Annotated in this window: 11 protein-coding genes; 5 read left to right on the top strand and 6 right to left on the bottom strand. The window is 46.6% G+C overall.

Annotated features, from left to right (window positions below; translation table 11 throughout):
• The first annotated feature begins 367 nt into the window (after positions 1-367).
• From ahbC to BUR09_RS10830, 5 genes are all read left to right on the top strand, one after another.
• On the top strand, positions 368-1,555 hold the full coding sequence (ahbC, locus tag BUR09_RS10850) for a 12,18-didecarboxysiroheme deacetylase (protein WP_074216948.1): 1,188 nt from the start codon (positions 368-370) through the stop codon (positions 1,553-1,555).
• 187 nt (positions 1,556-1,742) lie between these two features.
• Entirely contained in the window at positions 1,743-2,735 is a 993-nt protein-coding gene (gene hemB / locus BUR09_RS10845; RefSeq protein ID WP_074216947.1) for a porphobilinogen synthase, read from the top strand.
• 199 nt (positions 2,736-2,934) lie between these two features.
• Positions 2,935-4,047: a heme b synthase gene (gene ahbD / locus BUR09_RS10840; RefSeq protein ID WP_175566025.1), complete on the top strand. Its 1,113-nt coding sequence runs from the start codon at positions 2,935-2,937 to the stop codon at positions 4,045-4,047.
• A gap of 35 nt (positions 4,048-4,082) precedes the next feature.
• Entirely contained in the window at positions 4,083-4,559 is a 477-nt protein-coding gene (gene ahbA, locus BUR09_RS10835) for a siroheme decarboxylase subunit alpha (RefSeq protein ID WP_139296818.1), read from the top strand.
• A 111-nt stretch (positions 4,560-4,670) separates the two neighbouring features.
• Positions 4,671-6,467 carry a sensor domain-containing diguanylate cyclase gene (locus tag BUR09_RS10830; RefSeq protein ID WP_074216946.1) on the top strand — a complete coding sequence of 599 codons (1,797 nt, stop codon included), beginning with the start codon at positions 4,671-4,673 and terminating at the stop codon, positions 6,465-6,467.
• Between the two features lie 336 nt (positions 6,468-6,803).
• On the opposite strand, the gene BUR09_RS10825 is transcribed toward BUR09_RS10830, so the two are convergent.
• The 6 genes from BUR09_RS10825 to aprB form a co-directional block, all read right to left on the bottom strand.
• On the bottom strand, positions 6,804-7,547 hold the full coding sequence (locus BUR09_RS10825; protein ID WP_074216945.1) for a coiled-coil domain-containing protein: 744 nt from the start codon (positions 7,545-7,547) through the stop codon (positions 6,804-6,806).
• 94 nt (positions 7,548-7,641) lie between these two features.
• The gene (gene qmoC, locus BUR09_RS10820) at positions 7,642-8,793 is read right to left on the bottom strand and encodes a quinone-interacting membrane-bound oxidoreductase complex subunit QmoC (protein ID WP_074216944.1); all 1,152 of its coding nucleotides are present in this window, start codon (positions 8,791-8,793) and stop codon (positions 7,642-7,644) included.
• 13 nt (positions 8,794-8,806) lie between these two features.
• Complete coding sequence (locus tag BUR09_RS10815; RefSeq protein WP_074216943.1) at positions 8,807-11,047, bottom strand: hydrogenase iron-sulfur subunit; 2,241 nt, start codon at positions 11,045-11,047, stop codon at positions 8,807-8,809.
• 5 nt (positions 11,048-11,052) lie between these two features.
• Positions 11,053-12,291 (bottom strand): CoB--CoM heterodisulfide reductase iron-sulfur subunit A family protein, encoded by a 1,239-nt coding sequence (locus tag BUR09_RS10810; RefSeq protein ID WP_074216942.1) that lies wholly within the window; start codon positions 12,289-12,291, stop codon positions 11,053-11,055.
• Between the two features lie 171 nt (positions 12,292-12,462).
• Positions 12,463-14,460: an adenylyl-sulfate reductase subunit alpha gene (gene aprA, locus BUR09_RS10805; protein ID WP_074216941.1), complete on the bottom strand. Its 1,998-nt coding sequence runs from the start codon at positions 14,458-14,460 to the stop codon at positions 12,463-12,465.
• 34 nt (positions 14,461-14,494) lie between these two features.
• The gene (gene aprB, locus BUR09_RS10800) at positions 14,495-14,983 is read right to left on the bottom strand and encodes an adenylyl-sulfate reductase subunit beta (protein WP_074216940.1); all 489 of its coding nucleotides are present in this window, start codon (positions 14,981-14,983) and stop codon (positions 14,495-14,497) included.
• Positions 14,984-15,561 lie beyond the last annotated feature (578 nt).

Genomic DNA, 15,561 nt, shown 5'->3' with positions numbered 1-15,561 from the left:
TCAATACTGATTACTACTAACAATCAGATTCCTTCTGCGGAAACAAATAATTACGCAACTCTCATCACGCTTCGTACCAATACCGTTATCTTTTACTGATTGCAAAGACCTGCTTTCCTACCTTAGCGGTTCCAAATTATACGAAAAACTTTGATTGTATTTAAGACTCAGGAAATTCTTTGCCCTGTGCGAGGTAGTTTGGTAAGGAAAAGCTGCGTTGAACGTTAGATGTACGTAAGGCGCCTGCAAAATTTTTAGATACGTTGTTTCTGAGGGAATCATTCCCTTTTTGTTTTTCTCTTGGGGCTCCTTGAGCCTCACATCGGGTCAGACGGCTTTACGCCTTTTCATATTATAAGGAGTCACAATGATAGGCATTTCAAAACTTTACTGTGGTCAGGTTGAACCTTCCGACGCACTGCGCTACGGCAGGGACTCTGGCAAACTTCCTTCACACCTGCTGCAGTTTTCTAAAGATAAAAAGCCTGTTGTCGTATGGAATATGACCCAGCGCTGTAACCTTAAATGCGTTCACTGTTACGCTCATGCTATTGATCCTGATAAGCATAAGGATCTTATCGGCACTGAAAAAGGTAAAGAGATCATTGATGACCTCGCTCAGTACGGCGCACCTGTTATGCTGTTCTCCGGTGGTGAACCACTTGTTCGTCAGGACCTTGTAGAGCTTGCTAAACATGCAACCGATAAAGGTATGCGTGCTGTTATCTCTACCAACGGTACCCTCATCACCAAACAGAAAGCTCGCGAACTTAAAGAAGTTGGTCTCTCCTACGTTGGTATTTCTCTCGACGGTATGGAAGAAGTACACAACAAGTTCCGCGGCGTTCCTAACGCATTCAAAAAAGCACTCGAAGGTATTGAGAACTGTAAAGCTGAAGGCCTCAAAGTTGGTCTTCGTCTCACTATCAACAAGCAGAATGCTCCTGAAATTCCAAAAGTTTTCCAGCTTCTTAAAGATATGGAAATCCCACGTATCTGCCTGTACCACCTTGTGTACTCCGGCCGTGGTTCTGAAATCATCAAAGAAGACCTCGACCATCAGGCAACCCGTGACGTTGTAGATCTCATCATGGATGAGACCAGAAAGCTTCATGATGCTGGACATCCAAAAGAAGTTCTTACTGTAGACAACCACGCTGACGGTCCATACGTATGGATGCGTATGCTGCGTGAAGACCCAGAGCGCGCTAAAGAAGTATTTGAACTGCTTCAGTTCAACGAAGGCAACAGCTCCGGTCGCGGCATCGGCTGTATCAGCTGGGATGGCAGCGTTCACCCTGACCAATTCTGGAGAGAAAAAGTATTCGGTAACGTTCTCGAACGTCCATTCTCCGAAATCTGGGAAGATATGAACATCGAACTTCTTGCTAAAATGAAAGACAAAAAACAGCATGTTGGCGGTCGCTGCGCTCAGTGTCGCTTCCTCAACATCTGTGGCGGTAACTTCCGTGCTCGTGCAGAAGCTGTATACGGCGACGAATGGGCACAGGATCCTGCTTGTTACCTCACCGACGACGAAATTCGTCCAGAGTAACAACTCCCCCGCTTACCTTTGATTCTATCGGCTCCCGCTGTTCCGCTCTGGAAGAGCGGGAGTCCTTTTATAACCAGTTTCAGCAGCACACCAGCCTGCTTCTGTAGCACGCCGGTTCCATCAACTTCTTTCCACTCTTACTGCTGAAGCAAGACATGAACCGATCCTTAACGATCAGGAGGATTCAATGGCAGACTTCTATAGAGGACGTCGTCTTCGCAGCAGCGCAGCCATGCGCGCTCTTGTGAGCGAGAACCGCGTTACAGCGCAAGACCTGATTATGCCATATTTCATTGTGGATACCGAAGACTCCACATTCCGCAAAGAAATTCCTTCAATGCCGGGACAATTCCAGCTTTCTCTGGATGAATTTGAAAAGCAGCTTGCAGAAGCAGTTGCAGCAGGTCTCCGCTCCATCATCCTCTTTGGTATTCCTAAATGCAAAGACGCTACTGGTTCCGAAGGATACGCGGAAGACGGCATCGTGCAACGTGCAGTGCGCCTTGCAAAAGCTCGCCACCCAGAGCTTGTTGTTATTACAGACGTATGCCTTTGCGAATACACCGATCATGGCCACTGTGGCATTCTACAGAAGAAAGACGATGACGTAACTGTTGCGAACGATGCTACACTTGAGCTTCTCCAGCGTGTAGCCATTTCCCATGCAAAGGCAGGGGCTGACATTGTTGCACCATCTGACATGATGGACGGACGCATTCAAGCTTTACGTGAAGCACTGGATGAGGAAGGCTTCGTTAACCTTCCGATTATGTCCTACGCAGTTAAGTATGCATCCGCCTTCTATGGCCCGTTCCGTGACGCAGCTGAATCCACCCCGCAGAGCGGTGACCGTAAAAGCTACCAGATGGATCCTGCAAACAGCCGCGAAGCACTTCGTGAAGCCACCGCGGATGTTCTGGAAGAAACAGACTTCCTCATGGTGAAACCTGCCGGTGCTTATCTGGACATCATCCGTATGCTTCGCGACGGCTTTGATCTGCCATTGGCTGCCTATCAGGTAAGCGGTGAGTACTCCATGATCATGGCCGCAGCCCAAAATGATTGGATCGACCTCGATGCAGTTGCAATGGAATCACTCCTTGCCATCAAACGCGCCGGTGCAGATCTCATCATCACCTATTTTGCTGAAGACTTTATTAAACGCGGACTGGTAAAATAACATGTCTGATAAAAAAGAATCTCTCTGCGGTTGCGCTTCCAAAGATATTGGACGCATTGCTGAAAAAGCACCGCTCGGCCATATGCATGCACACAAGGAAGCAATCCTTGATACAGGCCTGCCTCCGCAGAACCGTCCTGCTAAAGCTGAAAAACCAGCAGGACATCCTGACATGCCTGCTGGACATCCGCATGGCAAAATGCCAGCCGGTCATCCTCATGGCAATGGACTCTCTGGTTCCATGGCGCGCACACTTGAAGACGGTTCTCCTTCCTGTAAGCTCATTGCATGGGAAGTAACCCGTTCCTGCAACCTGGCCTGTAAACACTGCCGTGCTGAAGCACACGAAGAGCCGTATCCAGGTGAACTCAACACTGAAGAAGCAAAAGCGTTGATCGACACCTTCCCTAGTGTTGGTAACCCGATCATCATCTTTACCGGTGGTGATCCTATGATGCGCTCTGATGTTTATGAGCTTGTCGCCTATGCGACAGAAAAAGGCCTACGCTGTGTTATGTCTCCTAACGGTACGCTTATTACCCCTGAGACTGCCCAAAAGATGAAAGAATCCGGAGTACAGCGCTGTTCCATCTCCATTGACGGCCCGAGCGCTGAATTCCACGACGATTTCCGTGGTGTTGAAGGCGCATTCGACATGTCTATGCGTGGTATCCAGTACCTCAAAGATGCTGGCATCGAGTTCCAAATCAATACAACTGTAACCCGCCAGAACCTTCCATACTTCAAACAGATCTTTAATCTGTGCGAAGAAATTGGTGCTGTTGCATGGCACATCTTCCTGCTGGTACCAACCGGACGAGCAGCACAGATGGGTGCAGAAGTTATTACAGCAGAAGAATACGAAGAAGTACTCAACTGGTTCTACGACTTCCGCAAAACCACTAACATGCACCTTAAGGCAACCTGTGCGCCGCACTACTACCGCATCATGCGCCAGCGCGCTAAAGAAGAAGGCCTTGCAGTAAATGCTGAAAACTTTGGCATGGACGCATTTACCCGCGGTTGTCTCGGTGGCACCGGTTTCTGCTTTATCTCCCACACCGGTCAGGTTCAGCCATGCGGCTATCTAGAGCTGGACTGTGGTCAAATTAAAGAAACACCGTTCCCGGAAATCTGGCGTAAGTCTGAATACTTCCGTCAGTTCCGTACTAAAGAAGAATACGACGGAAAATGCGGCGTATGTGAGTACCACAATGTATGCGGCGGCTGCCGAGCACGTGGGTACTCTATGAAAGGTTCGCACTTAGCTGAAGAACCCCTGTGCAGCTACACGCCACGACGTCAGAAATAATACAGCTTGTAACCGCCAATATCATCGAGGTCGAAATGGATAAACAACTGGAATCTGCGCTGAGCAGCACTGACCGCAAAGTTCTGACTATTATTCAATCCGGTTTTCCGATTGCTCCACGCCCGTACGAAGTTATCGGCGAGCAGGTAGGCCTTACAGAAGCAGAGGCTCTGGCGACCGTACGCTCTTTAAAAGAGCGAAAAATTATCAGACGCCTCGGTGCTAACTTCAACTCTAAAGGACTCGGCTGGCGTTCTACTCTTTGTGCCGCCAAGGTTCCTGAAGATAAAATTGAATCGTTTGTTGCGGAAGTAAACTCGCATACAGGTGTAACCCACAACTATCTGCGAGATCATGACTTCAATATCTGGTTTACATTTATCGGACCTAGCTGGGATGCTGTTGTAAACACCCTAGCCAAAATTACCGAAAAAACCGGCATTGAAATCTTAAACCTGCCAGCAACAGCACTATACAAAATTAAAGTAGACTTCAATTTGACAGAAAAATAGCAGACGTTAGATACATACGTTTTCTACAACAAAAAAATGGCGTAACTACTAAAAAAAATTAGCAGTTACGCCATTTACTTATCCTCTGTCCGGTAGTACAGAAGGCAAGCCATGCCATATGTCGACAATCCATTCTTTTTTATTCTTTTACTGATTATTTACACAGGTGCAGTAATCTTTCTTGCGTATCTTTTCCTATTACGCAAAAAACCAAGATGCATCTGCGCATTGTTATGGGAAAAGTTTATCACATTAAGAGATGTAAAAAGATTTAGTTCGAAATTTCGTTCAACACTATATAGTTCTAATGCTATTATTGCTATTCGATTTAATATTCATACTAATAATATTATTGCTATAAATGAAACTGGTGCTAGGCTTTTAAGCATAACTAAAACTCATGATTCTTTTGATCAAAAAATTACACACAAAGACTTTCTTTCTAAAGAATCTCTTGATGGACTTATAAAAGAACTTGATCAACATAAAAGAGTAGAAAACTATCCAGCTATATGCACTATAGATAATTCAGTTCATAAAATTCTTATTACTGCAGAAAAGTACGATAATGGTGACATTGAAGCAATGATCATCGACATCACAAAACATTTCAATATCTATCAACAGATAGAAGACCAAAATATTTTTCTACAAAATATCCTCAATGCACTTCCTGTCCCAGTTTTTGTTTGTGATAAAACACGCCAATACCCTTTCACAAACAAAGCATTCAATAAACATTTTGGAAACGTTCACAGCGACTCCTTTAAAAAATACGAGTTCCTCACTACCCCGCTTTTCAAACCTCATAGGGGACAAGAGAGCGGCTGTTCACAATTCCATGCGAACTCATTGCCTAAGTTTCATACTGAATTTGCAACATCTATAGATGGACAATTTCATCATTTTGAAGTTCAGAGACGGCCGTTAAGGACAAATAATGGTCATCTATTTGGAATGGTCGGTGTTGCAACCGACATTACCCATCGCAAACGTATAGAACAGGACTTACGCGACACAACAAAACGCTACAAAAACCTGTTTTGGAACGCTGCAGAAGGCATTACCACAGTTCAAAAAGATGGTCGATTAACAGAAGCCAATCCTGCCATGGCCACAATTTGTGGGTATGACTCTCCCGAACAACTTCTGGAAGAAGTTCCGTTCGTTGAAAAATTATGGCGATTTCCAGAACAACGCGCTGAATATGTACAAATTGTACTCGAAAACAAAACTGCTATCGGTTACGATTTCGAGTTTATCCGTAGAGACGGTACACTAGGCTGGATGACCATCAGCTCTAATGGAAAGTTTGATGAACATGGTAATCTTGAATATACCGAAAATATTATTTCCGACATCACACAGAAAAAACAATCGGAAATAGAACTTACCCGTAGTGCAACAATAGACAGCACCACGGGCATCAACAACAGACATGCGTTGGAAAATCACTTAGCCAGCCTACTGTCTGCAACCCCTGCGACTCCTTTCGCTGTCGTCTTCATTGATTTAAACAACTTTAAACCAATTAACGATACACACGGGCACTACACTGGTGACAGGGTACTGGAAGTTATTGCTCATCGACTTGTCGCCAACTGCCGAAAATCAGATTTCACTGCACGCCTTGGCGGTGATGAATTTATTGTCGTTCTTAGTGGAGTAGATAACAAACATACGCTCCACAACATCACTGAGGTTCTGCTCAGTGCCATTGAGGAACCAATTATTCTAGGCGACTTCACACATATTATTTCTGCCAGTGCAGGCGTCAGCCAATATCCTCATGATGGGGAAACCATCATTGACCTGCTTAAAGCAGCTGATGCTTCAATGTATGAAATGAAGCGTTCAAGTAAGGCCAGCAAGATCAACGAACAACTTCAGTTGCTTGCAAACAGCTAACCAGCGCTCTGCCACAACATCCTCTGTCATCTAGCATCGCAACTTCGTAACCCGCTTGGGTTGTTTTTCGACAACCTCACTCGCACGATTCCGTCCACCCCGCCTCTGCCAATGGGTCATGGTAGCCATCCAATTCTACTAACTTGTGTAGCACGCACTGCATAAAGATGTTTCATGCTCTATGGCTCTCTTCATCCGAGCCTACACATAGTTCCGCACAAATGTATATGGGGATATTTCAGAACAACTACCCACCCCCATCTTGAACACCAAAAAAAAGCCCAACTACAAGAGCAGTTGGGCTTTCTAACTGGATGGATTAAAGCTGAGCTAAGCTTAGAAACCAAATCCGCCGTCATCGCTACCAGAAGCACCGAAGCCGAAATCATCCGGTACAGAGCTGCCAGCTTCTTCTGCTGGTGCTTCTTCTGCTGGAGCAACTTCTGCACCTTCAGCTGCTGCAGCAACTGCTGCACCTGCAGGAAGGGTTGCAAGAGCATCTTTAACAGCACGGGAAACGATATCTTTAACAGAAGATTCAACTTCAGTTTCGTTGATTGCAACTTTGCCTTCGAAAGTTTTGAGTTCTTTCTTAGCTTTTGCAAGATCAGTCTGGGCAGCTTCAAGCTTACCTGTAAGATCTTCAACTTTTTTCTCAAGATCAGCAGCCTGAGCTTTAAACGGCTCAAACTCAGCTACGTTAGCCTGAAGGCCTTCGATTGCAGAAGACTGTTCTGCAACTGTAGCTTTAGCATCTGCTAATTTATCGAGCACGATAGAAATGCTTGCCATGTCAACAGCAGGAATTGGTTCAATAGAAACATTGCTGCCAAGCTTTGATGCCTGCTTCTTAGTCCAAGCATCAAATGGTTCGCCTTCTTCGTAACAGCACTGCATAAAACGTGGTTCCATGCTGTACAGCCAGCCTTTAGACATAGGTGCTACAACACCTTCTTCATCAGCGGAAAGTTCACGCTGAGAGAGGTAGCAAAGCAAATCAGAAACATCGGTGCCGCCTTTACCAGCGATCAAACCGAGGATTGTTTCCATTTTGAAAACTCTACGAGCTTCATCAGACATTTGGGCCTCCTATTATCAAGGAAAGATTTGTTTTTGTAATGGTCTTTTCTTGTTTTAAGAAGTGTGCCCGCCTAGGCAGGCACATAGTCGTTTCTTATTGGCGTCCCATGTGACGTACATAGGTAAGCGCGATGGTACGGTACACAATGTGGCCAAGTTTAGACCAAGGCAGGTACGCGAAGAGCATCCATACAGTTACCAAGTGGACGTAGTACACGGAGTACGCAATCTGGGGGATAGCGGCCAAGCGGAAGAGCTCGGATAATACGCCTGTCAGAGCGACTGCCCAGATGACATTCAACAAATACCAGTCATAGTAATTAGACTTGGTTTTTTCCGGATCTTTACCGCGACGAGTATTGGTAAGGATTGCCATACCAACGATCAGAGCGATAGCACCAAGGTTAGCCAGAATCTTAACAGGGTTAAGCAGGTTAAGAGGTGTATGCAAAAGATCGATCATCGGGATAACTTTGCCGCCCCAGTGGGATACAGCAATAAGTCCGGTTACTACCATCAGTGCAAGGAATGCGTAGAACACAAGTAGGTGACCAGTCTTACGGTCGGACTTGTCGTCGCCACAATCTTTGAACTTTTTATGAGTTGCAATCTCTTCAATCACAACATCAATGAAGCATCGGAACATGGATTTTTGCTTACCAAGTACGAGTACTTCACCTTCCGGCTTAAATGTAGCCAGCAGGTTCTTTGCACCTTTGAAGAAGATGCCCACCATTCCGAAGAAGGTGATCATGAAAATAGGGTCAATGGTGAAATCACCAGGGAACAACTTACCGTAAACAATCTCGCCTTCTGGGAAGAAAGAACCAATCTGCCCTGCACGGATGAACCAGATTACGGCCCAAATGATTGCAGGAATGGCAATGAGGTTAACCAGGTATTTAGGGCTGGAAAGCCATTTACCGATTACAGGCATCGGATTGATGCGCTGGTATGCCATGTTACGCAGAGCGGAAAGGAGATCGCCTGGTTTTGCACCACGCGGACACAAGTCAGAACAAGTACCGCAGTTATGACAAAGCCAGATATCCGGGTTGTTCAGAAGCTTGTCTTTAAGCCCCCAGGAAGCCCATACCATTTCCTTACGTGGGTAAGGATTGCTTGCTGGAGAGATGGGGCAGGCTACGCTGCATGTAGCACACTGGTAGCACTTTTTCAGCGAGTCCCCACCGACAGCTTGTAACTCTTTCACAAACTGAAGATCAGGTTCGATTCTTTGAGCCATTTTCCATCTCCTCCTAGTAGCCCTTAAATGGGTTAGGACCTTTCTCGAAGACCATGTCCATAAAGCTATCAATCATACCAGGTACTTTATCGTACTCGTCAATTGCAACTTCGAACTGTTCTACGCGGTCAGGTTCTACACCGAGGCGTTCCAAAGTTTCTGCAATGTTGTCTTTACGACGGTTACAGATCTCAGAGCCTTTCACAAAGTGACACTGGTAATCATCACCGTACTTACAACCGAGCAGCATAACGCCGTCAATACCCTTGGACATTGCATCAGCAACCCAGATAGCGTTCACAGAGCCGAGACAACGTACTGGAATAATACGTACGTATGGGCTCCATGATTTACCGCGGATAGCAGCCATATCAAGTGCAGGGTATGCGTCGTTTTCACATGCGAGAATCAGAACGCGCGGGCCGCCAACTTCCATGTCATCCGGTACATCGATTTCACGGATCATAGAACCGATCTGGTCAATGTTGTAGTTATCGAAGGAGATAACACGTTCCGGACAAGCGCCCATACAAGTACCACAGCGGCGACAGCGGCTGAAGTTTGGAAGCGGAGTACCTTTTTCATCATCGTCCAGAGCGCCGAAAGGACACTCTTCAGTACAACGCTTACACTGAGTACAACGTACAAAGTTGAATACAGGGTAGCTAAGGTCACCAGAACGAGGATGAACAGCGACACCACGGTTAGCTGATTCAATGCACTGAATAGCTTTCATGGTTGCGCCAATTGCGTCTTCTTCTGCTGCGTCCATCATCATTGGCTGACGAACACAACCTGCAGCGTAAACGCCGGTACGACGGGTTTCATATGGGAAACAGATGTAGTTGGAATCTGCAAAACCGTCGAAGAGATCAAGATCAGGGAACGCAGGACCCTGACGGTAATCAAAGTTCATTACTGGATCTTTCGCAGTAGTAGGAACAATACCGGTTGGAAGAACAACCATATCTACTGGAATTTCAACATCTTCACCCATGAGGGTGTTGCCAGCAGAAACGACGAGAGAGCCGTCTTCTTCTGTAATGCCTTTGATCTCTGCCTTGGACATCATAATGCCAAGACGATCCTGCGCTGCTTTGTAGTAACGCTCGTGAATACCAGGAACTACCATGGAGTCATACAACACGTATGCGCGTGCATCTTCATGTGCATCACAAAGGTAGTTTGCTTGCTTAAGGGCAATCATGGAGTTTACGTAGCTGGAGTATGCAAGGTGGCGTACAGATTCCAAATCTTCATGCACGTAACCTTCTTCTTTCTCTTCAGAAGCAGCTTCTTCAGCTTCAACTTCTTCAGGTGCTGCGTAGATGTCGCCGCCTGTCACAGCCTCAGTGTTAACGATAAATGCAACACGCTTAGCGTCAATTTTGCCTTCTTTAGCAAGCTTTTCATATTCAGCAGAAGTAACAACATTCGTCATGCTACCGTAACCGAATGGAGCGAGCAGTTCCTCATCCATTGGTTTCCAGCCAGCAGCGAGAACAACTGCACCTACACTGTATTCCTGACCTGCAACCTCTGCAGTGTACTGACCAGGAGTACCAGCGAGTTTTTCAACAGTTGCGTTAAGGACAACCTTAATGTTCGCGTTGGATGTTACTTCTTCAATTTTTGCTTCAAGACCGGTGTCATGAGCTTCTTCATACGGGTATTCAAGAGGAACAGTTTTGAGCATATTCAGTGCCTTACCACCGAGCTGTGCTTCTTTTTCCACGAGAATTACATCGTAACCGTAATCTGCAGCCTGCTTTGCTGCAGTAAGACCAGCCCAACCACCACCGAGTACGAGAATTGTTTTTACAGTTTCAAACTCAGGTGGCTCAGGAACTGCGGTTTTCTGAAGCTTAATGATGCCCATGGTCACATAGTCTTTTGCCATGGCCATCAGCAGTTCAGGAGCAGTACCGCCAGCAGCAGGGATAGTTCCGTCCGGGTTTTTGTACGCCATTGCACACTGTTCGCGAAGGTTTACGCGCTCAACAATAACGTTCTCAAACTCGTAGATATCCCAATCTACACGAGGAGAAGAACCACAGATTACGATCCCGTCAAGCTCATGCTCAACAATGTCTTTTTTGATTTCTTCACGTGCACTTGATACAGCAAGTACAGGAAAAACTTTTACGACAGGGCAGGTACCGCCAAACTTGTTAGATACGCCAGTGCTCAGCTCTTCTGCATCAATGATGCCGAGTGCAGACTGGTCAAAATATACGCCAATTCTTTCGGCCATTCTACCTACCTCCCGCGAACCGTCTGGATTGCTTTAAGCGCAGCGCTAGTACCAGACTGAGCAGTACGCATAACGTCCAGAGGCTTTTGAGCACAACCAGCAGAGAAGATGCCTTTTGCTTCGCCACCAACAACAAAGCCTTCATCATCAAGAGTAACCCCGAATGGGTTAGCTTCGCCTGCAAGACTTGGCTGCATACCAGTAGCAAGTACTACCATGTCGTGACGAATTTTAGCTTTGTGGCCTTTTACAGCATCTTCAACTTCAACAATCACATCACCTGTTGCTGCGTCTTCTTCCACACCAGCAACTTTACCTTTAACGAGATGCAGTTTCTCGTCGGCAACAGCTTTGCGCATAAACTTGTCATAACGACCAGGAGTACGCATATCGATGTAGTAAATTGTTACGTCAGCATCCGGGTACTGCTCTCGAACGTACAGGGCCTGTTTGAGAGAAGCCATGCAGCAGATGTAAGAACAGAAGCCAAGGTGGTTCTGGTCACGAGAACCTGCACACTGCACGAAAGCGATCTTTTCAGGTGATTTTCCGTCGGATGGACGGGTAATAGCACCATCAGTTGGACCGTTAGGAGAAGCAAGGCGTTCCATCTGCATGTTGGAAATACAGTTGGTGATCTGGCCTGCGCCAAGGTTGGTCAAGTTGGTAACGTCGTAAGGTTTCCAACCGGTAGCGAGAATGATGCTGCCAACAGAGAGTTCGATCTCTTTTGGAGCTTCATTCAAGTCACACGCATCAGAAGCACCAACTTTAATTGCGTCAGCACTGCTTAATTTTTTTGGTTCCAAAACATAACGGTTCGGGAACGCAAAAGGCGTGTCCATGTAAAGTGGTTTACGGGTTGCAAGCCCAAGGTTGAACTCGTCAGCAACTTCGCTTTCAAGAGAAGAAGCAAGTTCACCAAGGTCAGCGCTGCTTGGAGCAGTGCAGCGTGGAGCGATAGAAACTTTGACAGTAAAGTCTCCAGCTTCGCCTTCCACAGAATCCACAGTTGCCATTGTTAGGAACTTAACATTTGGATTCTTTTTAATACGCTGGAACTGAATCTCCAATCCACAGGATGGAGGGCAGAGCTTTGGAAAATATTTATTCAGCTGTGCCACTCTGCCGCCGAGAAATGGAGATTTCTCAACGATGTACACTTCGTAGCCGAGTTCAGCAGCTTCAAGAGCGGCAGTAAGGCCGCTGAATCCGCCTCCGACGACGAGTATGGAGTTCGACATTTAGCAATCCTCCCTACAATTGTTTCGGGCCTATAGTCAAAACGGCCTAAGCACAGACAATAAGTTGAGAGCACTTACTGTCTCAGCTTAGACCGAGTTGATAAGGGAAGAAAAAGGGGCGATTGCGGTGTCCCGCAACCGCCCCGGACGTTCAGTAAGAAGCTCTACAGATTATGCAGTTGGAATGATCTGGTAGTAAGGCTTCTTGAAGATGGTGGTTTCACCAGTCTTCGGATCGTACTTGGAGTTAACGAAGCACTTCCACTTGGAGTCATCAAGACCCATGAAGTCAGCACGGTAGTAGAAACCAGGGTAGCGGGTTTCAGTACGGAATGCGATGTGCTGCATGTGGAGACGTACAGTCCAGAGACGATGGTAGTTTTCCCAACAACGGAGAAGTTCGTGGAGGTCACGAGCAGCCAGTTTGAGGGAGTCTTCTTCGAGCATATCGAGGAGGTGGAAACCAGTGTTCAATGCTGCTTCAGAAGTTGTGTAGTAGGTACCTACACCACCACCGTATTCGTCAGTAGCTTTAACCAGACGCATCATGAAGTTCTTAGGAGAGATGTATTCTGGGTTAACTACTGGGTCAGTGGAAACTGCTTTGCCTGCTTCGTAGTTCTTGAACGGACGGTAAATGAGGTCCGCAAGATCTTTGGAGTCTTCAGCAACTGCAGGTTTGTAGTCTTTGTGGTCGATGCACCAGCGAACCATCTGCTTACCACAAATACGACCTTCTGCGTGAGAACCGGAGGAGAACTTGTGACCAGATGCACCAACACCGTCAGCACAAGTCCAGAGGCCCATAACGGAAGTCATACGGTTGTATACTTTACCGTTTGCAGCACGTACTTTGTAGTCTTCTGGAACCCATTCTTCGTCTGGACCGGAAGCCCAGATACCACAACAACCAGAGTGAGAACCAAGGAGGTAAGGCTCGGTTGGCATGATTTCAGAACCGGTTTCTTCAGGCTGAATGTTCATTGCAGCCCAGAGGTTAGCCTGGCCAACACACATGTCGAGGAAGTCTTCCCATGCTTCAGACTCAAGGTGCTTCTGTTCTGCAGGGGTAAGAGTTTCGAATGTGGTCTGCAGTGCAGTCTTGGTATCCATGTAAATTGGACCACGACCTTCACGCATTTCACGGAGCATCATGTGGTTACGCAGACAGGTAGGAATAATGTGACCTTTAGCGTAGCCGCGATCTTCGTAAGGCTTGAGCATTGCGCGGTTAGTTACGCAGTAGTCTTCGCCGCGGAAGTTAGTTGCTTTAGCTTTGAAGAGGAGGAACCATGCGCCAACCGGACCATAACCATCTTTAAAACGAGCTGGTACGAAGCGGTTTTCCATCATGGTCATTTCTGCGCCAACCTGAGCACACATGGTGTAAGTGGAACCTGCGTTCCATACTGGGTACCATGCACGACCCATACCTTCACCAGTTGAACGAGGCTTGTAAACGTTAACTGCACCACCACATGCTACAACCATAGCATTGGTACGGTATACGTGTACTTCGTTGTCACGAAGGTTAAAGCCTACTGCACCAGCGATGCGGTTTTCTTCGTTAGTATCGAGAAGAAGCTTAACGATGAAAATACGTTCCTGGATACGATCTTCGCCAAGTGCGTTTTTAGCAGCTTCAGCAACGATACACTTGTAAGCTTCACCGTTGATCATCATCTGCCAGCGACCGGAGCGAACTGGAGCGTCACCGTTACGGAGAGACTTGCCAGCAGCTTTAGCAGCAGCACCGTCGAGGTTTTTATCGTTCTCGTCTTTGATCCAGCAAGGGAGGCCCCACTCTTCAAAGAGGTGAACAGAGTCGTCAACGTGACGACCGAGGTCGAAGATAAGGTCTTCACGTACGAGACCCATGAGGTCAGTACGAACCATGCGAACGTAGTCGTCTGCAGTGTTGTCACCAAGGTAGGTGTTAATCGCAGAAAGACCCTGTGCTACAGCACCGGAACGTTCGAGAGCAGCTTTATCTACGAGCAGAATTTTGAGCTCAGGTGCGTATTTTTCAGCCCAACGTACGGCTTCAAATGCTGCACCACAGTTACCCATACCACCGCCAACCATGAGGATGTCTACATCATGTTCTACAATTGCAGGTTCAGCAATCGCAACGCCTCTTGGCTGTTCCTTAACGGGAATCATCGGCATGATAATATCTCCTTAGGAATAAATTCCGTAAAAATTAAACCGCAGAGGCCTTTTTGACCATGGTGATGTCAGCTTCTGCAACTTCAAACTTCTGACCCATTGCTTCGATTGGAGTAACGAGCTCTGCTTCAGTGAAGAGCAGTTCGTTATCGAGGTCAGTTGGTTCCGGCTTACCTTCGAATGGCTTAATGGAGCCTTCAGGAGTAGTACGGATAGGGAATTTGAAGCGTTTTACATTACCGTTACGGAACTTAACGGTCCACATGATGGAATCAGCGGAACGCATTGGAATACATGTGCCACCGAGCGGAGCAAAGTCAGCGTAAGGACGAGCTGTGATTGCACCCTGCGGACAAATTTTAACACAGGAGTAGCATTCCCAACATGCTTCTGGCTCCTGGTTGAATGCCTTCATTTCATCTGCATCGAGAATCATGAGGTCGTTGGGGCAGATGTACATGCAAGCGGTTTTCTCGCCACCTTTGCAGCCATCACACTTGGACGGGTCTACATATGTCGGCATACCTAATCCTCCAACACAACGATTAAGGGGTTTACCTAAAAAGCTTTTTTCCCACGATGGGGTCCACCACTCGATGGAGTCGATAAAGCAGGAACCTATTCCCGCCTCATTCGGGCTCCACCGAATCAGGAAGAGTTAGCGATGCGGGCGCTTTCCGTATCGCTTGTGAAAGTTCTAACAAAGCTTTGAAGAAAAGGTCAAGCATCTTGTGCACTTTTTTCACAAAGACTTTGCCTTTTTCTATAACAACCTGTTTTTACAATCACTTTTTCAAGAACCTAAAATCTTGCCCTTCTGTGAATAGCCAAATGGACAGTAGATATTTACAATTATTGGCAGGATGTTGCAAGCAATTCAGGCATAACTTTATACTTTTTTTCACTTACTCTTTCAGCCCAGCCTAGCCCACGTCTCCATTACCCTTAGATTTCAAACAGTTGACGAAGCCAAAGAACATATTTGTTATTTTTACCACTTGTTCACTCATTCACAAACGAGCTCTTTTTCACAATCATAATGCCTTTGTGAAAATATGCACATTGCGCTCTTCCCCTCTGATCATCACACCTTGCTCACCT

The sequence above is a fragment of the Halodesulfovibrio marinisediminis DSM 17456 genome (assembly GCF_900129975.1).
Taxonomy (GTDB): Bacteria; Desulfobacterota; Desulfovibrionia; order Desulfovibrionales; family Desulfovibrionaceae; genus Halodesulfovibrio; species Halodesulfovibrio marinisediminis.
This window is presented reverse-complemented; position numbering and strand designations above follow the sequence as displayed.